The sequence below is a fragment of the Polynucleobacter sp. TSB-Sco08W16 genome (assembly GCF_018687455.1).
Taxonomy (GTDB): domain Bacteria; phylum Pseudomonadota; class Gammaproteobacteria; order Burkholderiales; family Burkholderiaceae; genus Polynucleobacter.
In genome coordinates, this window is record NZ_CP061291.1 from 1,844,296 (window position 1) to 1,869,542 (window position 25,247).

At 42.3% G+C, this 25,247-nt stretch carries 31 protein-coding genes and 1 tRNA gene; 7 read left to right on the forward strand and 25 right to left on the reverse strand.

Annotated features, from left to right (window positions below):
• The first annotated feature begins 5 nt into the window (after positions 1-5).
• Entirely contained in the window at positions 6-764 is a 759-nt protein-coding gene (locus FD961_RS09260) for a MipA/OmpV family protein (protein WP_215393586.1), read from the forward strand.
• Positions 765-774: 10 nt separating this feature from the next.
• On the opposite strand, the gene FD961_RS09265 is transcribed toward FD961_RS09260, so the two are convergent.
• The 3 genes from FD961_RS09265 to FD961_RS09275 are packed head-to-tail and all read right to left on the reverse strand — an operon-like array spanning position 775 to position 2,436.
• A complete protein-coding gene (locus tag FD961_RS09265; protein WP_215394424.1) occupies positions 775-1,563 on the reverse strand; it encodes a substrate-binding domain-containing protein in 789 nt (262 codons plus the stop codon).
• A 22-nt stretch (positions 1,564-1,585) separates the two neighbouring features.
• Positions 1,586-2,269: a haloacid dehalogenase type II gene (locus tag FD961_RS09270; protein WP_215393587.1), complete on the reverse strand. Its 684-nt coding sequence runs from the start codon at positions 2,267-2,269 to the stop codon at positions 1,586-1,588.
• A 14-nt stretch (positions 2,270-2,283) separates the two neighbouring features.
• Positions 2,284-2,436, reverse strand: a complete 153-nt coding sequence (locus FD961_RS09275; protein WP_215393588.1) for a hypothetical protein — start codon at positions 2,434-2,436, stop codon at positions 2,284-2,286.
• A gap of 124 nt (positions 2,437-2,560) precedes the next feature.
• Here FD961_RS09275 and FD961_RS09280 point away from each other — a divergent pair, with 124 nt between their 5' ends.
• Positions 2,561-3,016: a cytochrome c gene (locus tag FD961_RS09280; RefSeq protein WP_215393589.1), complete on the forward strand. Its 456-nt coding sequence runs from the start codon at positions 2,561-2,563 to the stop codon at positions 3,014-3,016.
• A gap of 146 nt (positions 3,017-3,162) precedes the next feature.
• On the opposite strand, the gene FD961_RS09285 is transcribed toward FD961_RS09280, so the two are convergent.
• Entirely contained in the window at positions 3,163-3,324 is a 162-nt protein-coding gene (locus FD961_RS09285) for a hypothetical protein (RefSeq protein ID WP_215393590.1), read from the reverse strand.
• Positions 3,325-3,541: 217 nt separating this feature from the next.
• Here FD961_RS09285 and FD961_RS09290 point away from each other — a divergent pair, with 217 nt between their 5' ends.
• On the forward strand, positions 3,542-3,718 hold the full coding sequence (locus FD961_RS09290; protein ID WP_215393591.1) for a hypothetical protein: 177 nt from the start codon (positions 3,542-3,544) through the stop codon (positions 3,716-3,718).
• A gap of 98 nt (positions 3,719-3,816) precedes the next feature.
• Here FD961_RS09290 and FD961_RS09295 read toward each other — a convergent pair whose 3' ends face one another.
• Together FD961_RS09295 and FD961_RS09300 are read right to left on the reverse strand one after the other, a co-directional pair.
• Complete coding sequence (locus FD961_RS09295) at positions 3,817-5,094, reverse strand: MFS transporter (RefSeq protein ID WP_215393592.1); 1,278 nt, start codon at positions 5,092-5,094, stop codon at positions 3,817-3,819.
• A 127-nt stretch (positions 5,095-5,221) separates the two neighbouring features.
• Positions 5,222-6,397 carry an MFS transporter gene (locus FD961_RS09300; protein WP_215393593.1) on the reverse strand — a complete coding sequence of 392 codons (1,176 nt, stop codon included), beginning with the start codon at positions 6,395-6,397 and terminating at the stop codon, positions 5,222-5,224.
• Between the two features lie 53 nt (positions 6,398-6,450).
• On the opposite strand from FD961_RS09300, the gene FD961_RS09305 reads away from it, so the two are divergent.
• A complete protein-coding gene (locus tag FD961_RS09305) occupies positions 6,451-7,203 on the forward strand; it encodes a hypothetical protein (RefSeq protein WP_215393594.1) in 753 nt (250 codons plus the stop codon).
• 56 nt (positions 7,204-7,259) lie between these two features.
• Here FD961_RS09305 and FD961_RS09310 read toward each other — a convergent pair whose 3' ends face one another.
• From FD961_RS09310 to FD961_RS09330, 5 genes are all read right to left on the reverse strand, one after another.
• A complete protein-coding gene (locus tag FD961_RS09310) occupies positions 7,260-7,943 on the reverse strand; it encodes a DUF2461 domain-containing protein (RefSeq protein WP_215393595.1) in 684 nt (227 codons plus the stop codon).
• Positions 7,944-7,955: 12 nt separating this feature from the next.
• Positions 7,956-8,285: a multidrug efflux SMR transporter gene (locus tag FD961_RS09315; protein ID WP_215393596.1), complete on the reverse strand. Its 330-nt coding sequence runs from the start codon at positions 8,283-8,285 to the stop codon at positions 7,956-7,958.
• A 120-nt stretch (positions 8,286-8,405) separates the two neighbouring features.
• Positions 8,406-9,362, reverse strand: coding sequence for a sodium-dependent bicarbonate transport family permease (locus FD961_RS09320; RefSeq protein ID WP_215393597.1), 957 nt, complete (start codon positions 9,360-9,362; stop codon positions 8,406-8,408).
• A gap of 87 nt (positions 9,363-9,449) precedes the next feature.
• Positions 9,450-10,016, reverse strand: a complete 567-nt coding sequence (locus tag FD961_RS09325; protein ID WP_215393598.1) for an SRPBCC family protein — start codon at positions 10,014-10,016, stop codon at positions 9,450-9,452.
• 102 nt (positions 10,017-10,118) lie between these two features.
• The gene (locus FD961_RS09330; protein ID WP_215394432.1) at positions 10,119-10,379 is read right to left on the reverse strand and encodes a hypothetical protein; all 261 of its coding nucleotides are present in this window, start codon (positions 10,377-10,379) and stop codon (positions 10,119-10,121) included.
• Between the two features lie 143 nt (positions 10,380-10,522).
• Between FD961_RS09330 and FD961_RS09335 the strand changes: the two genes are divergently transcribed.
• Positions 10,523-11,545 carry an amidohydrolase gene (locus FD961_RS09335; protein ID WP_215393599.1) on the forward strand — a complete coding sequence of 341 codons (1,023 nt, stop codon included), beginning with the start codon at positions 10,523-10,525 and terminating at the stop codon, positions 11,543-11,545.
• An 88-nt stretch (positions 11,546-11,633) separates the two neighbouring features.
• Here FD961_RS09335 and FD961_RS09340 read toward each other — a convergent pair whose 3' ends face one another.
• The 4 genes from FD961_RS09340 to FD961_RS09355 form a co-directional block, all read right to left on the reverse strand.
• Positions 11,634-12,224 carry a hypothetical protein gene (locus tag FD961_RS09340; protein ID WP_215393600.1) on the reverse strand — a complete coding sequence of 197 codons (591 nt, stop codon included), beginning with the start codon at positions 12,222-12,224 and terminating at the stop codon, positions 11,634-11,636.
• 536 nt (positions 12,225-12,760) lie between these two features.
• Positions 12,761-13,120, reverse strand: coding sequence for a DMT family protein (locus FD961_RS09345; protein WP_215393601.1), 360 nt, complete (start codon positions 13,118-13,120; stop codon positions 12,761-12,763).
• Between the two features lie 102 nt (positions 13,121-13,222).
• On the reverse strand, positions 13,223-13,612 hold the full coding sequence (locus tag FD961_RS09350) for a tautomerase family protein (RefSeq protein ID WP_215393602.1): 390 nt from the start codon (positions 13,610-13,612) through the stop codon (positions 13,223-13,225).
• A gap of 649 nt (positions 13,613-14,261) precedes the next feature.
• Entirely contained in the window at positions 14,262-14,612 is a 351-nt protein-coding gene (locus tag FD961_RS09355) for a hypothetical protein (protein WP_071466344.1), read from the reverse strand.
• 135 nt (positions 14,613-14,747) lie between these two features.
• On the opposite strand from FD961_RS09355, the gene FD961_RS09360 reads away from it, so the two are divergent.
• Entirely contained in the window at positions 14,748-15,257 is a 510-nt protein-coding gene (locus tag FD961_RS09360; protein ID WP_215393603.1) for a hypothetical protein, read from the forward strand.
• A 117-nt stretch (positions 15,258-15,374) separates the two neighbouring features.
• Here FD961_RS09360 and FD961_RS09365 read toward each other — a convergent pair whose 3' ends face one another.
• A complete protein-coding gene (locus FD961_RS09365) occupies positions 15,375-16,022 on the reverse strand; it encodes an MIP/aquaporin family protein (RefSeq protein ID WP_215393604.1) in 648 nt (215 codons plus the stop codon).
• Positions 16,023-16,204: 182 nt separating this feature from the next.
• On the opposite strand from FD961_RS09365, the gene FD961_RS09370 reads away from it, so the two are divergent.
• Positions 16,205-16,594, forward strand: coding sequence for a hypothetical protein (locus tag FD961_RS09370; protein ID WP_215393605.1), 390 nt, complete (start codon positions 16,205-16,207; stop codon positions 16,592-16,594).
• Positions 16,595-16,758: 164 nt separating this feature from the next.
• Here the strand turns inward: FD961_RS09370 and FD961_RS09375 are convergent, their stop codons facing one another.
• The 9 genes from FD961_RS09375 to FD961_RS09415 all read right to left on the reverse strand — a co-directional run bounded on the left by FD961_RS09375 (position 16,759) and on the right by FD961_RS09415 (position 25,246).
• Positions 16,759-17,343 carry a uracil-DNA glycosylase family protein gene (locus tag FD961_RS09375; protein ID WP_215393606.1) on the reverse strand — a complete coding sequence of 195 codons (585 nt, stop codon included), beginning with the start codon at positions 17,341-17,343 and terminating at the stop codon, positions 16,759-16,761.
• Between the two features lie 146 nt (positions 17,344-17,489).
• On the reverse strand, positions 17,490-17,705 hold the full coding sequence (locus FD961_RS09380) for a molybdopterin-binding protein (protein WP_215393607.1): 216 nt from the start codon (positions 17,703-17,705) through the stop codon (positions 17,490-17,492).
• Between the two features lie 8 nt (positions 17,706-17,713).
• Positions 17,714-18,568 carry a substrate-binding domain-containing protein gene (locus FD961_RS09385; RefSeq protein WP_215393608.1) on the reverse strand — a complete coding sequence of 285 codons (855 nt, stop codon included), beginning with the start codon at positions 18,566-18,568 and terminating at the stop codon, positions 17,714-17,716.
• Between the two features lie 139 nt (positions 18,569-18,707).
• A tRNA-Phe gene (locus FD961_RS09390) sits at positions 18,708-18,783 on the reverse strand.
• 102 nt (positions 18,784-18,885) lie between these two features.
• Positions 18,886-19,824, reverse strand: coding sequence for a dienelactone hydrolase family protein (locus FD961_RS09395; RefSeq protein ID WP_215393609.1), 939 nt, complete (start codon positions 19,822-19,824; stop codon positions 18,886-18,888).
• Positions 19,821-20,789 carry an amidohydrolase family protein gene (locus FD961_RS09400; RefSeq protein WP_215393610.1) on the reverse strand — a complete coding sequence of 323 codons (969 nt, stop codon included), beginning with the start codon at positions 20,787-20,789 and terminating at the stop codon, positions 19,821-19,823. Before FD961_RS09400 ends, FD961_RS09395 begins: the two co-directional genes overlap by 4 nt.
• Positions 20,786-22,096 carry a lipopolysaccharide assembly protein LapB gene (locus FD961_RS09405; RefSeq protein WP_215393611.1) on the reverse strand — a complete coding sequence of 437 codons (1,311 nt, stop codon included), beginning with the start codon at positions 22,094-22,096 and terminating at the stop codon, positions 20,786-20,788. The genes FD961_RS09400 and FD961_RS09405 overlap by 4 nt, the downstream gene beginning before the upstream one ends.
• A 165-nt stretch (positions 22,097-22,261) precedes the next feature.
• Entirely contained in the window at positions 22,262-24,466 is a 2,205-nt protein-coding gene (locus tag FD961_RS09410; RefSeq protein WP_215393612.1) for an OsmC domain/YcaO domain-containing protein, read from the reverse strand.
• A gap of 96 nt (positions 24,467-24,562) precedes the next feature.
• Positions 24,563-25,246 (reverse strand): response regulator, encoded by a 684-nt coding sequence (locus tag FD961_RS09415; protein ID WP_215393613.1) that lies wholly within the window; start codon positions 25,244-25,246, stop codon positions 24,563-24,565.
• Between the last annotated feature and the right edge of the window lies 1 nt (position 25,247).

Genomic DNA, 25,247 nt, shown 5'->3' on the forward strand with positions numbered 1-25,247 from the left:
TTGCCATGAGGTCAATCCTATTACTGCTGCTGCTTGCTTTAGCAACGCCATCCTTTGCAATGGATGACGTGCCAGATGGACTCCCAGACCATGTAGTTGGTGACATTGGCGCCGCTGTCTACACCTCAAATATGTCTATCGGTGCAACTGGCACTCAAAGCTTTGTGATGCCCTATGCATTTTTTGACTACGAACGGTTTTTTGCGCGTATTGATACTTTTGGCATCAAGACTGCCAAGATTGGTTATGGCTATTTGGAGCTAGCAGGCCAAGTGAACCTAGATAACTACAACCGTAAATCTACGATTAATGGCGCCACTTATTCCAAACAAGATCCGATTCCGCTTGGCATCGGAACCTTTCAGGAAACACCCATCGGTGGTTTTTTTATTCATGCCTATCAAGACGTAGCTCGCTCTAATGGACAGCTCTATCAGCTTTCTTATTTTGCTGAGATAGAAACGGTTAAGCAAATCAAGCTCTATCCAGAAATCGCTGTTGAGCGTTATAGCGGCACCTACGCTAACTATTATTATGGAGTCAGCGCAGCCGCATCCAAAAATTTAGGCTATCCGCAATACACTGTGGGAGCAACAAACAACTACACTGCGGGCCTCATGGTGGAAGTGCCAATTGTAGATAACTGGTACTTTAATGTTTTTGGTCGACGCAAATACTTAGGTGGCAATATCAGCAACAGCCCCATCATGGTTCGCTCTTTCCAAGACAGCGTTCTAGGATCTGTGGTTTACCGCTTTAAGTAGCTCCACTTAACTACCAAGGTAGGGATGGCAACAGTGGCTTTAGACCAGCCTTCTGAATGGTTGGAGCAGCCTTAGGCGAAGCCAAATAAGCGATCAAATCTCTCGAGGCATCAAGACTGCTCACATTGCTGGTGATGCCTGCTGAAAACAAAACAGTTTGTTGCACCTCCGCAGGAATTTCGCCGATGAAATCAATACCAGGAATTGGTATGAGTTCGCTGACCTGCTGAAAACCTAACTCAGCATCACCTCTTGCAACGACAGTACCAACGCGCTCGCTGTAAATCTTTTTAGCAGTCTTGCTCATCTGCTCTGCAATACCTAGTTTTGGAAATACTTCTGTAGATAGATAAGTACCGCTTGCACTAGCTGAGTAGGCAATAGAACTTGCATTTAATAAAGCTTGCTTCAGCGCCGGTACCGTGCTGATATCGGGCTTTGGAGCACCAGACTTGACTGCCGCACCGATCACCGAAGCCACTAAATCTACCTTGCTTCCAGGCTGTACTGCTCCGTTCTTAATAAAACCATCCAAAGCAGGTCCTGCAAGAATTAAGATGTCAAACTTTTCCCCCTTAGCAAGCCTGGATGGAATTGAATCAGGAGCGCCACCCATAGAGGATCCATAAGAAATAATTACTTTGTTAGTGGATTGTTTTTCATATTCAGGGACAAGCGATTTGAGCGCTTCAGCAAATGCACCCGATGTAATCACTTGGATTTCTGCTGCAGATACGGGGCTTACAAAAACTAATGCTGCGAGAGCAGCAAGCACAACACTTCTTAAGAATTGAGGCATTTTCATTTTTGCTCCTAAAAAATCAAATTACTTGCAACACCTTGCTTAGCGAATCGCCTTCATACGTTGGTAATTCGCCAATCTCTTCGTATGGATGTCCAAGACGGTTCACCCAAAACACATCGAACCCATACCACCTTGCGGCTAGCGCATCCCACGCATTACTAGAGACAAATAAAACCTCTGTCTTTTTGACCGGAAATGCTTTTAGCAATAACTCATATGCCTGTGGCGCCGTTTTAAACAGGCGCACATCCTCAATGGTGACTACCTGATCAAGGTATGACTTGAGTCCATTGCTCTCAACTACAGTAGAAAGCATTTCTCTACTGCCGTTTGACAAAATAGCAGTGGCAATCCCTTGAGATTGAATTTGCTTAAGCACCTCAAGGCTATCTTGAAAGCTGGTGAGCTTAGCGTATTGATCCATCAATCGCTTTTCATTTTCAGAGCTTAGCTCGAGTCCCATTCGCTTGCATACGTAACGCAAGGAGCGAATAGTAAGATCCCAAAATGGCAGGTAATACTTACTGCCTCCAGGACTTGGATCGCTCATGGTGACAAGGCGCGTATATTCAATTTGACGATCACGCCACATTAAAGCCAATGCATGGCCATGACTAGGAAAAATTTCTTCAGCCAACTCTCCCATGGAATACACATCAAATAATGTCCCATAGGCGTCAAAAGCAATTAATTTGTACATTCAATTTTCGCCTGTTATCGACCTTGACAGGCTAGCGGCATTTCCCACAAAGGCTTGCCTTGGCTAAAGTCACAATTAATGCCAACTGGAGAAATAGTGCTAGCGAGACATCCACCTAAAGTCGCTGCAACAAAGGCGGATAGGCAAATAAATAATAATGTTTTCATGTGGCATCTACTTTTAATTAAATTCCATTCTAATCCTGTAAACAATCAAAAACCATCAAAAATATCCCTCTCTCTCAGATTTAGATGATGTAAATTAAGCTTAATCACAACGATAGCAAACCTCATGAAGCTCAAATTCGTCGGCTTATTTTTTACTGCACTCCTATTGGGATGCGGCCCCAAAGCACCGCAAGCAAATTCCTCACTTTCACTCAAACAAGTGATGGAGTGGGTAATTGATTCCAATGCGGACGTCATATGGGACTCCGTCAAATCGATTTCAAATGTGCAGGGAACCACTGAAATATATCCCCGAACAGATGCTCAATGGGAGGCCGTCAGAAATAGTGCAGCCACTTTGGTGGAGGCCGGAAACCTCTTAATGATCGAAGGCAGAGCTAAAGACAACAAGCAATGGATGGACTTCGCAAATCAACTGAGTAAAGCTTCTGAATTAGCACTGAAGGCCACCCAGGACAAGGATAAGGATGCCCTGTTTGATGCTGGCGGAAATATCTATAACGCTTGCAAGGCCTGTCACGATAGATATGCTGATTTTGACAAGCAAGCTAGTAAATAAAAAAAGACCACCCCGAAAGGTGGTCATCAATATTCAAAATGACTGTCATGAAAATTTTGAATAGCTACTGAACTGTATTTATAACACTGTTAATTTGCTAAATTCTTGGCTGCAATCAAGAAACAGGGATTACTAGAACTAAAGTATTAGTCTTGATTAGCGGCTACATTGCCCATAGCATCTACTTGATTTGTGTGAGCAGAGCGAACCTGCTTGTCAGAAATATTTTTGTTTAGCGCTGAGGCGCTCGCCAAGCCAATTAAAAATGCTGATAAAGCTACGAATAGATTTGTAGTAAGTTTGTTCACTGAGTTTTCCCGTAATTAAATATCAAAAAATAAAGCTAATTTCTTATAGCCAGCAGGATAGTAATCTAATAAGCATTACAAAACTGTGAAATTTACTTGCTGTAGAACTAAAGTATTAGCATATAAATAAAGGCTCTAGAGCTAAGGTTGTATATCGAAACTAGTAAACACTTTCTACGATGAGTTATTGCCAACTCAACATGAAAGGTTGCCAGCAATGAATCAAGAATCTTCTCTAGAGCATGATAAAAATTACTTATCAATGATGAATCATCCTCGGATCCATGAGCTTGCACGCATCGTTGATTTCCCTCAAACGATAGAGGGGCCGCAACATGCAGCTCAAATGAATCCAAAAAATATTGCCCCAGTTAAATTTGTAGCTCTGGCATAGGTGGCAATTTAAGTTTGTCGGCTAAAAAAGAAAAAACCACCCGAAGGTGGTTTCTATTTCCGATTGATAGCTAAGTGAAATAATCTGCGTCAAGGATGTTAGTCCTTTACCTTCACTACTCCCTTGTAGATTAAAACAGTAGCAATTAAGCCCATACCGCCTGCCATTGCCATCCAATAACCCGGGGAAGCTTTATCTCCCGTTGTCTCAATAAGCCAAGTCGATACGAGAGGTGTAAAGCCACCAAACAGCGCTGTAGCCAAACTATAGGCCAATGAAAAGCCAGTCGTTCGAATATGAATAGGAATGATTTCAGTAAGCGCAACGATAGTAGCTCCGTTATAACTGCCATACAGAAATGACAGCCACAACTCCACCGCAAGCATGTGTTCAAAACTTGGATTTGCTACTAACCAATTTAAAGCCGGATAAGCAGTAAACAACGCCAATGCAGAGAACAAGGCCATAATGGGCCAGCGACCAATTCTGTCCGATAGAGCGCCCATCACTGGCAACCAAATGAAGTTAGATAAACCAACAAATAATGTAATGATCAAGCTGTCAACGATGGACAGCTTCATGACACTCTTACCAAATGTTGGCGTATAAACCGTAATCAAGTAAAAAGATACAGTTGTCATCACAATCAACATCATTCCAGCAACCACCAATTGCCAGTTGATCGTTAACGATTTCATAATTTCTTTGAAAGTCGGGTGATGCTTCTTGGCGAGAAACTCTTCGGTTTCCTGTAATGAACGACGAATCTGAAATACGATTGGAATAATCATGCAGCCAATGAAGAATGGAATACGCCAACCCCAATCGGCAATCACTTCTTTGCTCATGGATTCATTGAGGATATATCCCAGCGCAGCTGAAAAGATAATCGCAACTTGTTGGCTAGCAGATTGCCAGCTGACATAAAAGCCTTTATGTCCAGGCGTTGCCATTTCAGAAAGATAAACAGATACGCCACCCAGCTCAACACCCGCTGAAAATCCTTGAAGTAGACGCCCTACCAATACCAATAAGGGGGCAAGCAAGCCAATCGTTGCATAACTTGGAATGAAGGCAACCATTGCTGTTCCTGTTGCCATAATGCCTAATGTCAGGACGAGGCCTTTACGACGACCAATCCGATCAATATAGCCGCCTAGTAATATTGCACCCAATGGACGCATTAAAAATCCTGCTCCAAAGGTTGCAAAGGTCAGCATTAATGATGCGTACTCACTGTCGGTTGGAAAGAATGCCTTTGATATGTAGGTGGCATAAAAGCCAAACAGAAAAAAATCATACATCTCAATAAAGTTTCCGCTAGTAACGCGGATCACTGTTGAGAACTTAGATTGAGGTTTAGCTATAGCGGTCATTGCAGCCTTTGCTTTCTGTAGATGAGATGCCAAAAGAAAATATACCGTCAATCAGATTACTTCGGGAAACTACCAAGCATCGAATCATCAAAAGATGGTCAAGCCACATTCAGTCTTCCTCAATAGCTCAGGGCTCTTTGGTCTTAGATACCCATGTGGCCATCAATACAAACGCAACTAAGGCGCAAGCCCCTGAGAATAAGAATGCATACAACGGTGCAACAGATTCATATACCCAGCCAAAGATGAATGAGGCTGGAAATAGCATCAGTCCCGTGACTAAATTAAACCAGCCAAAGGCTGTTCCAGCCAAGCCCTTAGGGGCCATATCTGCCACCAAGGCTTTCTCCACCCCTTCGGTTGCGGCTTTAAATAATCCATAAATTACGAAGAGTCCAAATATTTGATAGATGGATATGCCTGGTAAACCCATCGCAATGTAGAAAAAAGCAAACGCAATCCAAGCAATCAAAATAAATCGCTTACGACCGAAGGTATCTGAGAGTGCGGATAAGGGGGTGCCAAACAAAGTGGTGATTAATGAGATGGCTGCCCATAACAAAGGAATCTGCTCCTGAGGAACACCCGCCTCTCTTGCTCTCAGCAATAAGAACATGTCTGATGAATTGCCCAGAGCAAAGATACCTGCCACTACTAGATATCGCTTAAATTGATCGGGCATTCCCACTAATGACCAGCTAAAAGGGGCCGCTTTGGCGGCGGGCTCTCTTTGTGGCTCTTTAATACTTAAAGCAAGAGCGATAGTAATGACTGCCGGCACGATAGCCCATAGAAAAATATCTTTGAGTGGAACCCCCATGGACAAAAACAGTGCAGCCAATAAGGGTCCGATAACCGCACCCGCGTTGTCCATTGAACGATGTAATCCGAATGTGAGGCCCCGTTGATTTTCATGAACGCTCTCGGCTAGGAGCGCATCGCGCGGAGAGCTTCTGAGTCCTTTCCCCATGCGATCCGTAAAACGAATAGCCATGACCCATAGCCATGAATTAGCAATTGCAATGAGTGGCCTACCTATACCAGCAAGGGTATAGCCCAGCACAATCCAAGGCTTAGCTTTTTTAGTGCGATCAACAATGACGCCCGATACCAATTTAAAAATACTGGATGTGGCCTCTGCAATACCTTCAATAATGCCAAGCGCCTTGGGTCCAGCCATCAATACGGACGCCAAATAAAGCGGCATTAATGGATAAAGCATCTCACTAGCCGAATCGTTTACTAAGCTAATAAAGCCAATAAGCCAAACGGTACGGGGAAGGGCAAGAATAGTTTTAAACATAACAAGCTCAATTTATCACCATCCTCAACTTTGAGGTCGTTTATAGTGCCGACATGCCTTTTTTACGCCGATCATTGAAGCTACTCAAGCTAGCGCCTTATTTGCTCTGCCTTAGTAGCTGGGCGTTTGCAGCACCCTTTGAGATTAAAGTTCATGATGAACTGATTGCCGATTACCAGCATTCAGCTTTTGAAGTAGAAACCAACTTATTTCAAGCGCCTGCATCTCAAGGCCTTAAGACCAATGTATTTCAAACAAGACTTGAATACGGCTATGGCATTACCGAAAAAAGTGAGCTTGGCGCTAACGTCTACCTTAGTAATTACAACGGAGTGAGTTACGTTAATGGTGGAAAAATTAGCCACATGTATATACCCACTCATGATGAAGAAGGTCTTTGGCATTACGGCGTTAAGAATGAAATCAACTACATTAAAGACGTCGGTGGGAATGAAACCACTTTTTATGAACTAACGCCTATCCTTGCTCTACAACTACAAGCCTGGCGCTTTACCATTAACCCCAGTGTTGATGTGACGTTAAATCAAAACACTTCAGCCACATTTTCACCATCAGCCAAAGTAGCTTATGGGATAACGAACACCGTTGATGTTGGGATGGAATACTACGGTGATAACTTACCCAATAAAAGTTTGTACAACATTAATCAACAACCTCATACAGCCTACATAGTGATGGACGCCAAATATGAAAAATCATCATTCAATATTGGTGTTGGCAAAGGTATTACGTCTAATAGCGATAATTGGGTGATCAAGCTTATAGCCTCACTGAGTTTTAATTAGCTATTTTGTTTGCGGCGTCCAATAGAGGCGAATTAAAAGTGATCTTGGGCTGACAGCTAATCAGAGAATTTTTCCAACGCATGCCACCCAAAACTTAATAGAGGGAGCATGTCCTTGGCAAAGTTAGTGACTTCCTTAATTAAGTCTTTTGAGCAAATCATCGATCGGGGCAACTGCTTCCTGATAATCCACCCTTTAAGCTTCATGGCGTCCTCTACCTCTTTCGGAACATCATCAAAACCCCTGGGAATACGGGCCAAGGAGTATGAATAATCAAGCTCATAGCCCTTTCTTTTTAGAGACTTCTCAAGTGATAGCCAAGCTTTAGGGTTATCTAAAATTCCCTGCCTCAGTTTTTTTAGAACAGGGGGCTCAGGCTGCATATAGCCCGCAGCACATCTGCTTCCGAGCGGATCCAGGCGGAAATACAAAACACCTGATGAATGTTTATCCCCCGTTCTAGTAAACAAGCCGCTGGCATGCATGTTGTATGGGTGCTTAGCTTTTGAGAATCGCGCATCTCGATTAATTCTAAAGAGAGATCTTTTAGGGTCGCCCCATAGTGGCACGTCTTTTTTGGCAAGACTATCAGACAGGGTCTCTGTAAAACACTTCATAGGCTCGCGCACAAACTGTTCGTATTCAGATCGATGTTCTGCAAACCAAACTCTGTTTTGGTTATTAGTGAGCTCTTCTAGAAATTGGAAAGCTTTTGGATTAAAGCTTGTAAACGCGTTCATCAGATACCAGCCTTAATGTGAAACCGTATTAGAGAATAGATTGATTACTAAAACTCCACTAATAATGAGCCCGATGCCTGCTAAGGCTCCCATATCTAATTTTTGGCCAAGCCAAATCCAACCAACAATACCTACAAGTGCAACACCAGCACCAGACCAGATCGCATAAGCAACTGAAATGGGCAGTTGATTGAGCACTTTTGATAAAAAATAGAATGCGCCTGCATAACCCAAGACAACCAATAGAGATGGCATGAGTCTTGTAAAGCCTTCACTGAACTTCAAAGCAGTAGTAGCCATTACTTCTGCGGCAATCGCTATTGCGAGATATAACCAAACCATGGAATGCTCCCGATGAATGTTTTACCTTACTTTATAAATGAAAAAACACCCGAAGGCGATTCTGGCGATTCTTATTGTTACTTGGAGTAATGAAGCAATATCTCAGGAAGCGCCACCCATCTAATAGGTGAGCCCAGCAACATACGCATAGAGCGGAATTCCTAAAATGATATTGAAGGGAAACGTAATTCCCAATGACATTCCCATATATAAGGCAGGATTTACTTCGGGAAGTGCATGTCTTAATACCGCCGGCACAGCAATATAAGAAGCGCTGGCTGCTAGCACCATCAATAAAACAGTATCTCCCAGCGGCAAGCCGAGTAATTTACACAATGCCAATGCGATAGATGCGTGAACTAAGGGCGCGCCGATGGCATACAACAAGGTGATTGGCGGCTTACCCCTTAATCCCTCAAAGTTTTTGGCAGCCATCAAGCCCATATCGAGTAAGAAGAAAGCAAGCATTCCTTTAAATAAATCAATTGAAAATGGCGCCATAATTTTTTGCCCACTGTCGCCACTCACCAAACCTACGATCATCGAACCTAACAACAAAAGCTGTGCGCCATCAGTAAATGATTCGTGGAGAATCTTTGACATGCCTGTGGCTTGCTTTGTATTTGTTGCTGACGCCCTTGCTTTATTTGCTAGCAAAATAGCAAGGATGATTGCAGGCGACTCCATGAGCGCCATTGCAGCTGCCATATGTCCACCAAATGCAATGCCATATTGATCAAGCGCTTGGGTCGCAGTAATAAAAGTCACCGCGCTAACTGAGCCATAGGTAGCAGCAATCGCAGCGGCATCATAGCTATTGAGCTTACTTCTAAGAACTACATAACCCATTAACGGAATAATGATTGCCAGAAATACTGCCAGTCCGAGGGATAAGCCAATCTCTAGAGTAAAGCCTGATTTATGAAGCGCAAAGCCTCCCTTCAAGCCCAATGCCATTAAAAGATATAAAGATAAAAATCTTGCAATCGGCTGAGGAATTTCTAAATTAGATTTCACGGCACCAGCAAAAGCGCCAAAGACAAAAAAGAGAATTGCTGGATCTAAGAAATTGTTCATATCAACATATTAGATAACTTTGGTAATTCTTGCATTAGCACCAGAGACTCTGAAGACTATATGGGTTAAGGTCTGTGTATCTAATGGTTATTTACAAGCTAACGTTTCAGGGGGCTTATATTGGCTGGCTCTTTGTGCCATAGACTCAAATCGTCCTCGAATGTTATTTTTTATAAAGTATTCAACGATTGCCGTGGGCACAATTGAGTTGGGCTCCAGTAGAGAATCGTACTTAAAGACTATTTTGTCTTTTTCTTCCGTCAATTTCCAGGTGCCCTTATACGATTTAGTATCGCCACTAATTTGCTCAAAAGTGAGAGATTTATTTGGTAGCTCTGTATATTCCACCGTTGATTTCATCTCAATAGAGAAAAAGAGAATTTGCTCTTCAATCACTCTATACACGCGCACCTTGTTGCCTGCTCTTGAAATAACTTTTGCCTCAACTATTCCTGGAATATTTTTTGAACCCTCATAGTCCGTAATAAATGCATAGGCACTGCAAATACTCGTCGGCAAAGAATAGCTTGCCTGAATATGAAATCGACCATCAATAGGAGTCACGTTCACCTGAACATCAATGGGAATAGAATTCTCTTGGGCAAAGCCGTGAGAGATAAAGAACGTTAAAGCAAGCGCGAGTAACAGTTTCATTTACGGGTTTCAGGGTCTTATGGATATTCTCATTTAAGACATTATTTTTTGATAAGGATGTCAGAAAATGGCGTCTATTCCTATTGCAATACTGCCTTGATATTACTTCTGGATGATGGCAAATAGCACTACAAAATCAGCAACCAAATTCGCTGCAGAATGAATGCCATCAGCAATCAAGCCCCAAGAACCAGAAAAACACTCGCAGACACTTGGGAAATGGTTAGACAGAATTAATAACGACGCTAACCAATGTGCCCTTCTTAGGAGGTGTTTTTGATTCGTGATCTTCTGCGGCTTTATCCATAGCCTGATACTAGCAAATAAGAGTGAAGTTTTAATGTTGTTTTGAACGAATTTCATTCATGGGCCCAGTACCTAGGCAATACAAACTAGCTACAAGCCGTTTTGGGGCCATGGCGCCTAATCGGCCAGTACCGAGATGTTTTATCCTTGAAACATTGGTAAAAGTACTCATCGCCTCAATCTACTAACCGAGAACAATTATGGATCGCAGACCTTTTATAAAGCTTGGATTATTTAGCCTATTGAGCATTAATACCAAGGTAGCTTTAGCAGGTGAGTACCAATTCAATTTTACCCAGTCTAAGCAAGCTTACTTAAATCGCATCCAATCCATTAAAAAGTCAGGAGCCCTACCAATCATAGATATTGAGAGCTCTTACAACCCCGTGAATTTTGATGCAGAAGATTTTGTGCGCACCATGGACCGAATGGGGATCGCACAATCTTGTCTCTCCCTGGATTCACCTAGAGGCGGACCAATATGGAGTAATGAAAGTAATCAGCTTGTAATGAAGTTCCCTGCGCACTTTATTCCCGCCGGTAATGGCGGGGTTTATCCAGCATGGACATCCAACCCCGAAAAATTTCTTGATGAGAATGAGCGCAACGTCATTCAGCAGAAAATTCCATTGATGGGTGAATATGAATTTAGACATTACCCATCCCCACGGCAAATTGGGGGAAGTACAAATCGTGATGTGGATATACCAATTGATAGCCCTCTTGGACATAGGCTGTTTGCTTTTTCTGAAGAAACAGGTATTCCATTTCAGCTTCACTACGAAATAGAAGATGGGCTATTGGGATCCCTTGAAAAAATGCTAATTCAATATCCAAGTGCTAAGGTGATTTGGTGTCACTTCGCACAGATTAGATATTCGGCTCGATCTACGATCTATTCACCGGAATATGTTGGCGCCCTTCTTGATAAACATAGAAATCTGTATATGGATACCGCTTTTGGTGGGCCCAAATCCATCTATCCGATAAGTGGAGAGCCACATGCTCGCTATTGGGCTAATCAAGTCGCTTGGAATAAGCTGATCATCTCAAGACCCTACCGGTTCTTGGCCGCCTTAGATTTAGCTGGTGACAGAATGGGAATGTTTGAGGCCTACACTCAACGACTAAGAGAAATGTTAAATAGCCTTCCCGAACGAGTTGCCGAAATTATTGCGTATAAAGCCGCCTGGAAATTACTGTTTAATGAGAATATTACTTAACCTAGAGGCTCAAGGCTACCAATGAAAAAACTAAACGAAGTAGGATCTTAATGATCCGGCGATCAAACAAGCGCTGAGGTGTCTGACTCTATTTGATGTTTTTCTCTTTCATTACTTGTTTAATTGTTGGAAGCATATATTGGGCCCATTTTTGACAACCCACAACTGTCATATGGCCCCCGCCTCCGCCTGGCATATCAAATAATCTGTGGTCACTATCAGTTGGAATATTTTTATTCCAGTGACCGTAGTAGTAAGCTCCATATTTCGTTGCTAATTCTTGGGCCTCTTCATCGCTTTGAATCACGGACGTGGATACATAGATTGTGGGTATATTCAATTTTTTAAGGTATGCCAAGATTTCCTCTGAGGGCCCAAGGCTAAATCTTGGATTCTTTTCATTTGGCCCTGGCTCGAAAATAACCATCTTAGTATTGGGATAGACTACTAACCCCTGCTCTAACCTTGTCATCATAAAAGCAGGCCTATCTCCATCTACGCCAGCGTTAATGACATTGGCATTAATCTTATCTTGAGCCAATAACTCATTCAGTCTTGTTGTATAGGCTTGTCCAGAATTTTTACAATTTGTATTACTTGTGCCAAGGGCAAATATCTCAAACCCTAATGAGCTCATTGAGAGCGAACTCAGAACCATTGAAATGATTATTTTTTTCATAATAAAATAATAAAAAGCCTAAATAAAAACCACTCGAGATTAGTTTTGCTGTTTCTTAGTGGCCCGAGCGGAATCGATCAGAGCCAAAAAAATGTTTGATTCTCATGCTTAACGCTCTACCTATAGCCCAATAAATCATCTTGTGTTCTCTTTTATCCTTCCACAAAACGCTTGGTGCATATTCCAGCTCCGCTATGACCACTTTGTTTTTTAGAATCAACTTGCATTTGATAAAGAGCCTCAAAACAATCCCTTCTGTTAACGAACTTTAGGGTATCGGCATGCGTTTGCTTGCCTTTATAAAAGTAGAAGAAATCTAGAGTCCAAAACTTATCGCCCTGAATACCTGCATTGTCTTGCTCAGCAGGCAGTTGATTAATGCAAGAACACAGAAGGGTCGTGAGACAAAAAATAAATGGCTTATACACTTTGATGGAGTACTGCCTACCGAGTTAAAGAAGACAACATTAGTGTATCCAAATCACAAAACTGACAGAATCAAATTCCGTAGGCCCAAAAGTGGACTATTTCGATGCTTAACCTCTAAACATAAAGTAGACCGCGCCCAACAGGCATAAGCCAGCCCAAATATAGTCCGTCTTAAATGGTTCGCCCATATAGAAAACAGCAAATGGTACAAAAACGGCTAGAGTAATAACCTCTTGGGTAATCTTAAGCTGTCCAAGTGAAAAATATTCAAAACCAATTCGATTTGCCGGCACTTGAAAAGCATATTCGAGCAAAGCAATTGCCCAGCTTGCGAATACCGCAATCCACCAAGGCTTTGAAGATAAATTCTTTAGATGGGCATACCAAGCAAATGTCATAAAGACATTGGAAAGCATCAAAAGGCCAATAAAAGAAAGCGGGCCAAAAAGTTTAGGCAAGTTGATCATTCTTCAATGCTACCAACTTGCCTAAGCAAATGAAAACTACCTGAAGGTGGCTTCATTTGTTCTTGGTGGTTCAGGGCATAACTAAGCAGAGCCCGAGAAAATTTAATCCTTATCGGCATACTGCATTTCGCCATTACCAAATGACCAATTTTCTTTACTCACTTCAATCAAGTTTATAAAAATATCTTGAGGTCTGACTTTGAGGTTTTTTACAAGGGCCTCGCAAATAGCTTTATACAGATTCTTTTTAAGATCTGTAGATCTACCGAAGCTAATGGTTGCCTGAATAAAAATGATTTCCTCTGAATATTCAATGCCCAAATAGCTTTTTGGAATATTGAATTCTGATGCGTCGTGTCTAGTGATGATCTGAAATTTATCATCTTCAGGAACGTTAATTTGCTCACGCATCACGTTATAGACAATATCTCCCACTTGCTGCGTAAAGCTCTCAGAGAGTTTTTTACTTAAATCAATTCGGACCAATGGCATCTCTATTCTCCTTAGATCCATCCATCTTAAACAGATCCCATGAATTGTGCCCAGTCTGAGTGAGTGCGCAACAAAAAACTACCCGAAGGTAGTTTTAATGTTTATTGGTGGCCCGCGGCGAAATCGACCAGGACAGAGATTACCTGAATCTAGCTTTAATTATTGACCCTTATTGGCTCAACTTTGAAACTGATATTGCCCTCTTGTCTATTACTAATAATCCTTCACTGGGGCAAATAAGAACATTTCGATATCTGGTCGGGGTGTATTCGTATGCACCACTACTAGACACTTTCCACCTCGTATCGTCATATAGTGTAAATGTATCCATTGGATTGCCATAAAAACTGGCCGGCTCTTTTATGGATGACCTATAGCAAGCAACCTCATTCGCTTTTGATTCACGAGCAATTCCCTGGGGGGTCTGGGAAAAGGCGGGATTAACTAAAACCACAATAATAAAAGTCGCAAATAGGCACTTGGAGCCCTGAGAAATTATGGGTTTACTGGAACGATTGGTTGGCCAAAAAAGCATCCAAGAATGCTATCGGCTTAATTGAAAATGCTCTAGAACTATCGTTACTTAAATTTAAAATAATTATTTAGAATTTATATGTTTTTTAGAACGATAAGGATGATTTTTGTAAACCTAAGTTCTGATCGCCTTGCTTAAGTAGTCAGATAGTTGTTGATAATGCTTTTCAGCTTTGGCAGTAATGTGAACCGATTTTCTTCGGCCATCAGTCTTATCGCTAATAAGCTGGATAAAGCCTTTACCGACCAAGCTCTTGAGGCGGCCATGGAGAGTTGCTTGAGATCCGAATTTCTCCAAAAGGATGACATCGCCAACCAACAACTTTTCGCCATTCACCGAAGCAAGATAAATGTGATTGAGCAGTTGCTCTTCAATAAAATCTAGCCTCTTACTGGCACTCATGCGGTCCAGAGAATCTAAGGCATTTAAGAATCGGGCGTAGGCTGAAGGTTTAATAGCTTTCATATCAAAATTTTACTCCTCCTTCGCAGGGTAAACACCAGTATTCTATATGCTTTTAAATTCCATAATTATTCAATGCCATATTTAAGGGCTTTCAGCCAATTTCTCTTCGAGGTCGCTATTAGCGCCGCTTTATATATGGCATTCTTTTACTTCAATCAATCCATCACAGCCCCACTAGAAGAGGCCAGGGGTGTTAATTGGATCTTTCTACCCGCAGGGCTTCGAATCTTTCTGACGCTGATATTGGATTACTCGGGCGCTATTGGTTTAGCTATTGCCTCTTTATTGATTAACTATATTGGCTTTTATGAACTCGATTTCACATCAACTTTAGGCATAGCTGTTATCTGTGGAGTAGCTCCGCTCCTAGGCAGACATTTTGTGATTCACAATTTAAAAGTTCAGCCTGACTTAAGCAACATTTCATTAAAGCAACTATTAGTGATCATCGTTGCTTATTCATTCCTAAGCTCAGGGTTACATCAACTTTGGTTTGCGGCCAGGGGACTAGACTCTGGAAGCTGGAATCACTTCGTTGCCATGTTCTGCGGAGACATTGCTGGATCAATCCTATTTGTGGCCGTTATCAAATATGGCATTGACCTTGTTAAAGGTAGGCTGGGTAGAGATAATTTGATCGAGTAGTGTCTTTTTAAAAGATATTCAAAATTTACTCTATTGAAAAAACACCCGAAGGTGGTTTTAATCTTTCTTGGCAGCCCGGGGAAGAATCAACCATGGCCGAAGACGTCTGGCCCTAGTTCAAGACTTTTGTTTTGAAAAAGAAAATATTCCAACAATCACCAAGGCCGCCAATAATTCAGCAATTACAAAACCCAATACATCACTGGGAGCAATCCCTACAAATGTATTTGTAAAACTTCTTGCTAAAGCAACAGCAGGATTAGCGAAGAAAGTGGACGAAGTAAACCAATAGCCCGCTGTGACTGTTAAGGCAACAAGCATTGGTACTCGATCTTTAGCCTCTTTGTCTCCAATTCGAATTACTGAGAGTAATACGAGTGTTGATATGAATTCACTCGCCCATATACCTAATCCCGCTCTGACCTTAGTTGACTCTTGAATGATGGGCAGACTGAACATCAAGTGCGTCAGCCATATTCCAGCAATAGCCCCTGTGAACTGACAAACCCAGTAACCCAACATCTTTTTTAGGTCTAGATGGCCTAGTTTCCAGAACATCAAACTCACAACAGGATTAAAGTGAGCTCCGGAAATGGGTCCTAGCAAAGTAATCAAGACATATAAGCCAGCGCCTGTAGCAATACTGTTTCCAAGTAAAGCTACTGCGGCATTACCTGCGCCCAACGTCTCGCCCATAATTCCTGAGCCTGCAACGATTGCCAGCAAAAGGGCTGTGCCAATAAATTCCGAAAGATAAGATTTCATAATCACATCATAAAGCCCGAATATGAAAATACCACCCGAAGGTGGTTTTGGTGTTTCTTGGTGGCCCGGGGCGGAATCAACTGGAGCCTAAGATATACGACCCTCGACTTTTGCTACTTAAAGCAATAAAAGTCACGTGGGGAGAAAAATCACTTATAGTTATTAAAACTATAAGGGGTGCTATGAAAAAATTGTTTGTGCTAACGCTTTTAAGCTTGTTGGTTGCTTGCTCACAAAATCCTGACAACTTAACATTAAGTTGTTATGGTGCGGCTATTAAGACCGAAGCAAAACAAGAGGTTGTTACGCCTCAGGTTACGCGAACTTATAAGTTCCAGAATTACAAGATTGATGATTATGAGTGTGCTCAACGAGCCAACATCATCAGTTGTAACTTCGTTAAAGAAGAAAATGGGGCTAGAGAGCGTAAGCGCATCATTTACGATACAAGTACACAGTCATTCGCAGAAATTGATGCTATTTGGGCTGTTGGCGAAAAGATAAATGCTAATGAACGCAATATAGCCAGAACAGAATTTATTGGTAGGTGCCAAAAACCCATCCTAAACTAAACACTCTTTTTTAGACAATATCTCTAGCCACGGGGAATGATAGAAAACCCAGAAGAAATGGCGTCTAACTCCGCCAAGTCATACAAGAAAATAGCCCATCAAGTGGGCTATTGAGACTCTTGGTGGCCGCAAGCGGGATTGACCAGCGCCGAGGATGCCCAACCCTACTTCAATACAGCTTTCACCTTCCTTCTGAGAGAAGGTAAAACCTCTTCCTCAAACCAAGGATTCTTCTTTAGCCAAATGTTATTTCGAGGACTTGGATGTGGCAATGGAATTGCTTTAGGCCAGTATTCTTTCCATGCCATCACGGTTTCAGTCAAATTCTCTTTACCGCCATTGTCTAAGTGCCATGCTTGAGCATATTGACCAACAATAATGGTTAGCTTGATGTTGGGTAATTGCTCTAATAGTTTGACTCGCCATGTGTCCGCACATTCTGATCTGGGCGGCAGATCGCCTGATTTACCTGTTCCAGGAAAACAAAAGCCCATTGGGACAAGAGCAACCTTCTTGTCGTCATAAAAGATTTCTTTATCAATGCCCATCCACTCCCTAAGACGATCGCCACTAGGATCGTTAAATGGAATTCCGGTTTCATGAACGCGGCTACCAGGCGCCTGACCAACGATGAGAATTTTTGCTGTACTGCTAACCTGAATAATGGGTCTTGGACCCAAAGGTAAATGCTCTGCACACAAGGTACAACAGCGAATTTCTTTAACGAGCTTGGAGAGGACTTGACTCATCAGCTAAGAATACGCCAAATGAAAAAACCACCCGAAGGTGGTTTTAGTATTTCTTGGTGGCCCGGGGCGGAATCGAACCAGGACTGAGGATGTCTGAATCTGCCTCTAGACTGTCCTTTTAAACGACAATAATTAGCAAGGAAGCGTTATTTGGCCACCATCACATCAGAAGCTTTAATAATTCCCCAAACTTGATCGCCCACTTTAAGAGCCAACTCATCAACGGCTTCATTGGTAATTGAAGCAGTCAAGATATGTCCCCCAATATCAATCTTTAGATGGGATGTGGTTTGACCCATTTTGATTTCTTTAAGAGTTCCGGGTAATTGATTACGAGCACTTAGGCTAACATTGAGTTTCATGATTTTCCTTAATAGACATACTGCTTGGCATACACAGCATCATTATAGAGAGCCTCAGGGTACTTATTTTTGCCGTAGTCGCGAATGATCTTTTGTCCAGCATCAGAGCCGACAAACTGAATGAATTTGACCGCAGTCTCTCTACCCGGTGTAGTACCTGCTGGAGCCGCCAATGCGTCATAGGTATTGACGAGAAACTTATCTCCGCGATACAAAATCTCTAACTTAGGAGCAAAGTTCTTTTCTGCTACCCAAGTACTACTGTCCGTCATGAAGTAAGCATTCTCTACGTTAGCTCTTTTTAATGAAGCCGTCATAAAGTCATTAGTAATGATGTACCAATTCCCTGATGGGGTGATATCAGCTTTTTTCCAGATATCCATTTCTTTCACATGAGTGCCGCTTTTATCGCCACGAGAAATGAAGTTTGCTTGTACCCCAGCAATCTTGGCATAGGCATCAGCACCACTGGTGGCTGTTTTTATCTTGGCAGGATCAGACTTGGGTCCAACAATATAAAACTCATTTGAGCCAATAAGAGTTCTATCGGTTGCCCATCCCTCTGCTATGGCTTTGTTAACCGCCTCAGGCGCATGAACCATGATCATGTCTACTTGCTTAGTCTTAAGTAAATTTAATGATGCTCCGCTACCCGCTTTAATCCACTCCATCTTGGCATTTTCTTTTTTGCCAAACGCTTCTCCTAAAGCCTGAAGTAAACCTAGCTCACCTGGGCTACCAGTAGCCAACTTATACACATTAGCTCCCGATCCATATGAAGCTTCTATATTTGGTAAGTTTTGTGACATGGCAAATGGGGAGATTAAAAAAATAAAGATTCCGATATAGGAAGAAAGTTTCATTTGATTTTTATCCAATTATGGGTTGAAGCACAATATACAGCCCTACTTTATGAAAATGCTTACACAAGCAAATTTTGTCGTTTAAAACGACATTGCCGCACAAATGAAAAAACCACCCGAAGGTGGTTTTGGTGTTTCTTGGTGGCCCGGGGCGGAATCGAACCACCGACACAAGGATTTTCAATCCTCTGCTCTACCGACTGAGCTACCAGGCCAAGACTAAAGATTATAAATGAAACTGTGTTTTTGCCTAGAAAACAGGTTAACGGTGCTTAATCTCCCGAATTTACAAGGAATCTAATGGTGGTGAGAATGATTTATGGCTTTTTACTACCAACGTTTTGAACAAACTCCTTAATTTTTCTGTGCATATCATTAGTCGCGGCATCAGATCTACAAACCGCAAAATGATTATAAATATTCAAAGCTTTACTGCACTCACCATCCACTGACGGGGTATGCGCCCCTCTATTTGAAGTATCCCATCCATGTGTTGCATCGGGATAATTCGTCCATGTGGTGGCATCCGTAAAAACTCTTGTGGGGCACTTACTAGGATCAGTAGCGGCATCTTTGCCGCCCGTAAACACCAAAACCGGTCCCCAATACGGACCAAGAGTTGGGTCTGTTTTCCAACCCCTGCTATTGCAAACGGGGTAAAGGCTAAAACCCGCTCGATAAAGTCCTTTAGCATTTTGTTGCATGAATGGTTCATCGGTAAAGGTTCGTAATATCGTCCAACCTCCTTGACTGCCTCCCATTAAGAACACTTTATCTTTATCAACTCCTTCCGCATAGAGCCAACGGGCTGCAGCAATGGTATCGAGCATTCGGGCATTAGCGCCTAAGCGTGTATAAGTTTCCCAGTTTTCTTGTTGGCCTCGACTCCAATAGCTATCGAGTATTAACGTGTTCGCACCCATCTCATCTCGTGCCCACAAAGCAGTTGCAAAATCCCCGGGAATTAATCCATGTCCACCGTGCACCAATACAAAAGTTGGGCGCCCCTGAACCCCTTTAGGATGTGGGTTCCAGCTAGCAATCAAATTGCCTTTGTTATTAAAAGTAGGAACGATAGCGCGCATGGGCGCCAAATTTACTTTAATCGTATTGTTATAAACGCTGTAGTTAGTGATTGGCCTGTCAGGCGCCCTATCCGAAACAATCGGCGGCTGAAAATAATCCACATCGTCTACAGTAAATTGCGTAGCGGCACATCCTAGCAATAAAAACACCAACAATGTCGAGCGGATCATTTCAAATTCATGACTTTTTGAGCATTTTTATATGCAACCAGTTCAATGGTGCCGGTCTTTAGTCGTGACAAGAGTCCGTTACGTATAGCACTAATCACTTTTTCAAAGTCAATATCGTATTTAAAGGTATCGCTACCCACCATAAAGCGGGTAGGATAAGCCTCAATTAAGGCAATCCAATTTGGGTCAGCAAAAGACTCGCTATAAACAATTCTTGATTTAGCAATTTCGGAATCTGGATTTAAGAAATGAAGTGGTGTTCTGGCCGAAAGGTCGCAATAAATATTCGCATTAGCCTTAAGTAGATCAGAGACCAATTTAGTATTTGGCGTCATTAAGCAATGCGACAAAATAATTGGGGTCTTTGGATGGAGATTAGCAAGATGTTTTATTTGAGCAATTGAATCTTCATCATCTTCAGAGTGAATCTGAACAAAACCACCATTTTTGTTTGCAATAGACATCATCCTCTCAATTGGTGGCGAATCGATTGTAACTTTTCGCCTAAAAGAAGCCACTGGATTGGAGGTCTTGTTATTAAGAATTAACTCACCAAAACCTTTTATTTTTTTATTGGCAAAAAGTTCATCAGCATTTGAAAATAATTCTTGATAGAAGCGATTATTTTCATCCTCAATTGCACTCGGGCCAATTTTGAAAAATATTTGGGTTAACTCGGATTGCCCAGCAGTAGGTATATAGGCATCTCCCAATAACTCAAGATAGGGATCCCGATCGGTTTGCCACTCGTAAGGGCCTACTGCTCCTGACCAACCAATGTTATTTGCATTCATCTGCTCCGCTAGGGCCGCAGGGGATACAAACTTATTTACATGCCGATGAACATCGGCGATGGGTACGATCTTAGCAAGTTTTAAGGGATCTTGTGAGTTGACATCAGTTGCAGCTAAAACGAATATCGGCAATAAACCAACAAGTGTGCCGATAAAAAATTTAAATTTCATTTTTTTCGTTTACTGTTAATCTCTGATTCAATTTTAGGGTCTTTTAGACCAGAAAAGTTGATATATGCGTCCCAAACTAATGGATCGTTTGGATTGCTCTTATAGGCGACATTAAGATAGTGCAAGGCTTGTTCTTTGCGACCTAGCTTATCAAGATGGTCTGAGTAGAGAATAAGAAGCGGCGCATAAGTAGGAAATTTTCGTATTCCTTTATGAAAAATTTTCTCGGTATCAACGCTCTTGTTGTGGCCCTGAAGAAATAAAATAACGTCTACATACTGAGACGCCCACGTTGGATTTAATTCAATTGTTGTAAGTAGCTCTCGCTCAGCATCCTGAAATCTGCCTAGCCCAGCCAATGAATCGGCAAGATTGCTATGTGGCTGCCAAAAATTTGGTAGAAGCTGAACGGCTTTGGTTGACCACTCTAACCCCTTGGCATAATCTTTTTCTTCGTTGAATAAATAACTTTGCACATTAATTGCCCATGGAAAGTTAGGATCTTTCTTGAAAATTTGATTTAAATCATCTTGAGCTAAATCAAATTTCTTGCGTTGCGTGTAGCTAGAGGCTCGCTGCAGCAAAGCATAAAGATCATCATCTGAGTCATCGTTTCTCAGGGCCTCGTCAATCATTCTTAAGAAATTTTCAGTATCTTTATTCCATCGATAATAAGATGCGGCTGCGAGTGGATCCATACCTTCAACCAACTTAATTGCAGATGCTTTTATTACTTCTGAAATTTCACCCTGCTTTTCAATATCAACAAGCAAAATATTGTCAGGGAAGCTTCGTATTCTGACCTGATAGATCGGGGCCGAGTCTTTTGTAACCACCGTTATCTCACCCGAAATGCTTGTCCTGCTAATTCCAAAAGTATCTTGGATTAAATTTTGAATGCTTTTAAAGTCAATAGCGCCCACAACAGGAAGTGACTGAAGCTTTGAAATTTCATCACCGGGTAATTTGTTAGAAATGCTCCTCTTGCCCGGAAGCGATGAGGTCGATATTTTATGTATTTTTGAGACCTCATCTAAGAGGTGAACTGTTGTAATTTCTGAAGTAAATCCTTTTTCAAGAAATGAAGTTGGGACTTGTAATGGCTCAACTTTAATATCTGTTGATTTGAATGACTTATACAGCGTCAACAAGATTACAGTAACAGCAAAAATTGAAAGGAGAGAAACTGATGCTGATTTTATTAATTCAAAAGCGTTGTTTGTTCTTTCAAATGAGAAATTTAAATTTTTAATCTTGGCTAAGGCCTGGGCCAAGCACTTTCCAGCTTGAGCATTCAATTTCTCCATCTGCAGCCTCTATAGTATTTTCTGATGTAGAAAATCATAACCCATACCCATTAACTAGATGCTCAACTTTATTGCTCCAAATGGATGGAAAATTATTTAGCCGGGATTACGTTCCCGATACCTCTTTGGAAGCATTTGAAGGTGCTGAAAGTCAAACTTTAGCTCCTAACTAGCCTTGGTTGTAGCCCTAGATCGAGCTGCGTGTAATTTTCTGTAGCTATCAATCATGCGGTGGTGCCGATCAAGGCCCTCTAGCTGCGTGCTGGTTGGAGCCAATCCATAAAAGCGTACGCTACCGTCAACCGAGCCGATTACGGCATCCATTCTCTCATTGCCAAACATTCGACGGAAGTTGATTGCGTAGTCATCGAGCTCTAGTTCGTCATCTAACTTAATTTCAAGTACTGCGTTGAGCGCCTGATAAAACAGTTTTCGATCAACGGTGTTGTCGTTGTATTGAAGAAAGGCGCCAACTAATTCGTGTGCTTCATCCAATTGTTTTAAGGCAAGATGTATGAGCAACTTCAGCTCTAAAACGGTGAGCTGACCCCAAACCGTGTTCTCATCAAACTCAACACCAATCAATGTGGCGATATCACCATACTCGTCTAGCTCGTTATTTTCTAGGCGCTCAAGCAGTGCAGTTAGTTTTTTATTATCCAAGCGATGCAGATTCAAAATATCGGCGCGGAATAACAAAGCCTTATTCGTGTTGTCCCACACCAAATCTTCTACTGGATATACCTCAGAATATCCTGGCACTAGAATCCTACAAGCCGTTGCGCCCAGCTCATCATATACAGCAACATATGACTCTTTACCTAAGCCCTCAAGAATGCCAAACAAAGTTGCCGCTTCTTCGGCGTTGGAGTTCTCTCCTGCGCTAGAGAAGTCCCACTCTACAAATTCATAATCTGACTTTGCGCTGAAGAAACGCCACGACACAATACCGCTCGAGTCGATAAAGTGCTCAACAAAGTTATTGGGCTCAGTGACTGCTTCACTTGCAAAGGTGGGCGGGGGTAAGTCATTAAGGCCCTCTAAGCTACGCCCCTGAAGCAATTCTGTCAGACTACGCTCTAGCGCAACCTCTAGGCTAGGGTGGGCGCCGAAGGATGCAAATACACCACCCGTGCGGGGGTTCATGAGGGTGACGCACATCACGGGATAGACTCCGCCCAATGATGCATCCTTTACCAATACCGGAAAGCCTTGCTCCTCCAGCCCCCGAATACCAGCGAGGATACCCGGATACTTATCCAACACTTTTTGCGGTACATCAGGTAGAGCAATTTCGCCTTCTAGAATTTCACGTTTTACTGCACGCTCAAATATTTCGGATAAACATTGCACTTGCGCTTCAGCCAAAGTATTGCCTGCACTCATGCCGTTACTGACATAAAGATTTTCAATTAGGTTTGACGGAAAATAAACGGTCTCTCCATCTGAGTGACGCACATAGGGTAGCGAACAAATACCACGCTCTACATTGCCAGAATTCGTATCAATCAAATGTGAACTGCGTAATTCACCATCGGGATTAAAAATATTTAGGCAATGCGCATCCAAAATATCTGTTGGCAGCTCATCATTGGGGCCAGACTTAAACCAGCGCTCATTGGGATAGTGCACAAATGCAGCATTAGCAATATCTTCACCCCAATATGCGCCAGCATAAAAATGGTTATTACTGAGTCGCTCAATGTACTCGCCCAAAGCTGATGCGAGAGCGCTTTCCTTTGTGGATCCTTTGCCATTGGTAAAACACATAGGCGAATGTGCATCACGAATATGCAACGACCAGACGTTAGGAATGATGTTGCGCCATGAAGCGATTTCAATCTTGATACCCAGATTCGCAAGTACGCCAGACATATTGGCAATCGTTTGCTCTAGAGGCAAATCCTTGCCCACAATATAGGTAGAGGCATCAGTAGCAGGCTTTAGGGTTAATAAGGTCTGTGCATCTTCATCTAAGTTTTTGACTTCTTCAATAACAAAATCTGGCCCAGCTTGTACAACCTTTTTAACTGTACAACGCTCAATCGAGCGCAAAATCCCTTGACGATCATTGGCAGAGATATCTTCCGGCAGCTCCACTTGAATCTTAAATATTTGCTGATAGCGGTTCTCTGGATCAACAATATTATTTTGTGAAAGGCGAATATTTTCAGTTGGAATATTGCGCGTGTCACAGTACAACTTCACAAAGTAGGCTGCGCACAAAGCTGAAGAGGCCAAGAAGTAATCAAAAGGGCCCGGGGCTGACCCATCACCCTTGTACCGAATAGGCTGGTCAGCGATTACAGTGAAGTCATCAAACTTTGCCTCGAGACGAAACTTATCGAGAAAGTTGACCTTAATTTCCATGCGAATAATTCCGAAAGTAGTGAAACAATGATTTGGGCGCTATTGCTAGCTGCGCTGACTAAAGTGCGCCAATGGGCGTGCGGCTATTTTGAAGCCTTACTGCTCACCTTTATTACGTGAAGTATCGATTCCTAAGGCTTTGAGTTTGCGGTACAAGTGTGTTCTCTCTAGGCCGGTGTACTCAGATATCTTCGTCATGCTGCCGCCCATGATTTGCATTTGATGCTCGAAATAGGCTTTTTCAAAAAGATCTCTAGCTTCTCTTAGAGGCAAATCAAAATAGGTCTTTGCAATTCCGCTAATGTATTCACCTTCTGCTGGGGCTTGCGCTGGTTCAGCGCTCAGAGCTTTAGGAGCCGGGCTTGCGGTGGCGCCAGACTGAACGGCTCTCTGTTCTTCTGGTTCGATATATTTTGGAGAGCTCTCCAGCGCCTTACTCACGGTCTTGAGTAATTTTTGTAAGGCGATCGGCTTTTCTAAGAAGTTGAGCGCACCAATCCGTGTTGCCTCAACGGCAGTATCAATCGTGGCATGACCGGACATCATCACTACTGGCATTGTTAATTGCCCAGTCTTTGACCATTCCTTTAATAAAGTAATTCCGTCGGTTTCAGGCATCCAGATATCTAACAACACTAAATCCGGACGCATTTGCTCGCGAATGGTACGAGCCTGCGCCGCACTCTCTGCTGCGTAAACAGTATGGCCTTCATCCGTGAGAATCTCATTGAGAAGTTCACGAATTCCCATCTCGTCATCAACGACCAAAATACTAGCCATA

What these genes read in the sequence shown, in the direction of transcription:
- FD961_RS09415 (WP_215393613.1), bottom strand. Translation starts at nt 25,246, where the DNA reads ATGGCTAGTATTTTGGTCGTTGATGACGAGATGGGAATTCGTGAACTT.
- FD961_RS09275 (WP_215393588.1), bottom strand. Translation starts at nt 2,436, where the DNA reads ATGAAAACATTATTATTTATTTGCCTATCCGCCTTTGTTGCAGCGACT.
- FD961_RS09325 (WP_215393598.1), bottom strand. Translation starts at nt 10,016, where the DNA reads ATGAAACTGTTACTCGCGCTTGCTTTAACGTTCTTTATCTCTCACGGC.
- FD961_RS09300 (WP_215393593.1), bottom strand. Translation starts at nt 6,397, where the DNA reads ATGTTTAAAACTATTCTTGCCCTTCCCCGTACCGTTTGGCTTATTGGC.
- FD961_RS09380 (WP_215393607.1), bottom strand. Translation starts at nt 17,705, where the DNA reads ATGAAACTCAATGTTAGCCTAAGTGCTCGTAATCAATTACCCGGAACT.
- FD961_RS09410 (WP_215393612.1), bottom strand. Translation starts at nt 24,466, where the DNA reads ATGGAAATTAAGGTCAACTTTCTCGATAAGTTTCGTCTCGAGGCAAAG.
- FD961_RS09355 (WP_071466344.1), bottom strand. Translation starts at nt 14,612, where the DNA reads ATGAAAGCTATTAAACCTTCAGCCTACGCCCGATTCTTAAATGCCTTA.
- FD961_RS09405 (WP_215393611.1), bottom strand. Translation starts at nt 22,096, where the DNA reads ATGGAGAAATTGAATGCTCAAGCTGGAAAGTGCTTGGCCCAGGCCTTA.
- FD961_RS09385 (WP_215393608.1), bottom strand. Translation starts at nt 18,568, where the DNA reads ATGAAACTTTCTTCCTATATCGGAATCTTTATTTTTTTAATCTCCCCA.
- FD961_RS09295 (WP_215393592.1), bottom strand. Translation starts at nt 5,094, where the DNA reads ATGACCGCTATAGCTAAACCTCAATCTAAGTTCTCAACAGTGATCCGC.
- FD961_RS09265 (WP_215394424.1), bottom strand. Translation starts at nt 1,563, where the DNA reads ATGCCTCAATTCTTAAGAAGTGTTGTGCTTGCTGCTCTCGCAGCATTA.
- FD961_RS09270 (WP_215393587.1), bottom strand. Translation starts at nt 2,269, where the DNA reads ATGTACAAATTAATTGCTTTTGACGCCTATGGGACATTATTTGATGTG.
- FD961_RS09365 (WP_215393604.1), bottom strand. Translation starts at nt 16,022, where the DNA reads ATGAAATCTTATCTTTCGGAATTTATTGGCACAGCCCTTTTGCTGGCA.
- FD961_RS09375 (WP_215393606.1), bottom strand. Translation starts at nt 17,343, where the DNA reads ATGAGTCAAGTCCTCTCCAAGCTCGTTAAAGAAATTCGCTGTTGTACC.
- FD961_RS09290 (WP_215393591.1), top strand. Translation starts at nt 3,542, where the DNA reads ATGAATCAAGAATCTTCTCTAGAGCATGATAAAAATTACTTATCAATG.
- FD961_RS09320 (WP_215393597.1), bottom strand. Translation starts at nt 9,362, where the DNA reads ATGAACAATTTCTTAGATCCAGCAATTCTCTTTTTTGTCTTTGGCGCT.
- FD961_RS09310 (WP_215393595.1), bottom strand. Translation starts at nt 7,943, where the DNA reads ATGAACGCGTTTACAAGCTTTAATCCAAAAGCTTTCCAATTTCTAGAA.
- FD961_RS09350 (WP_215393602.1), bottom strand. Translation starts at nt 13,612, where the DNA reads ATGCCATTGGTCCGAATTGATTTAAGTAAAAAACTCTCTGAGAGCTTT.
- FD961_RS09340 (WP_215393600.1), bottom strand. Translation starts at nt 12,224, where the DNA reads ATGAAAAAAATAATCATTTCAATGGTTCTGAGTTCGCTCTCAATGAGC.
- FD961_RS09315 (WP_215393596.1), bottom strand. Translation starts at nt 8,285, where the DNA reads ATGGTTTGGTTATATCTCGCAATAGCGATTGCCGCAGAAGTAATGGCT.
- FD961_RS09335 (WP_215393599.1), top strand. Translation starts at nt 10,523, where the DNA reads ATGGATCGCAGACCTTTTATAAAGCTTGGATTATTTAGCCTATTGAGC.
- FD961_RS09280 (WP_215393589.1), top strand. Translation starts at nt 2,561, where the DNA reads ATGAAGCTCAAATTCGTCGGCTTATTTTTTACTGCACTCCTATTGGGA.
- FD961_RS09370 (WP_215393605.1), top strand. Translation starts at nt 16,205, where the DNA reads ATGAAAAAATTGTTTGTGCTAACGCTTTTAAGCTTGTTGGTTGCTTGC.
- FD961_RS09345 (WP_215393601.1), bottom strand. Translation starts at nt 13,120, where the DNA reads ATGATCAACTTGCCTAAACTTTTTGGCCCGCTTTCTTTTATTGGCCTT.
- FD961_RS09260 (WP_215393586.1), top strand. Translation starts at nt 6, where the DNA reads ATGAGGTCAATCCTATTACTGCTGCTGCTTGCTTTAGCAACGCCATCC.
- FD961_RS09360 (WP_215393603.1), top strand. Translation starts at nt 14,748, where the DNA reads ATGGCATTCTTTTACTTCAATCAATCCATCACAGCCCCACTAGAAGAG.
- FD961_RS09305 (WP_215393594.1), top strand. Translation starts at nt 6,451, where the DNA reads ATGCCTTTTTTACGCCGATCATTGAAGCTACTCAAGCTAGCGCCTTAT.
- FD961_RS09400 (WP_215393610.1), bottom strand. Translation starts at nt 20,789, where the DNA reads ATGAAATTTAAATTTTTTATCGGCACACTTGTTGGTTTATTGCCGATA.
- FD961_RS09330 (WP_215394432.1), bottom strand. Translation starts at nt 10,379, where the DNA reads ATGAAATTCGTTCAAAACAACATTAAAACTTCACTCTTATTTGCTAGT.
- FD961_RS09395 (WP_215393609.1), bottom strand. Translation starts at nt 19,824, where the DNA reads ATGATCCGCTCGACATTGTTGGTGTTTTTATTGCTAGGATGTGCCGCT.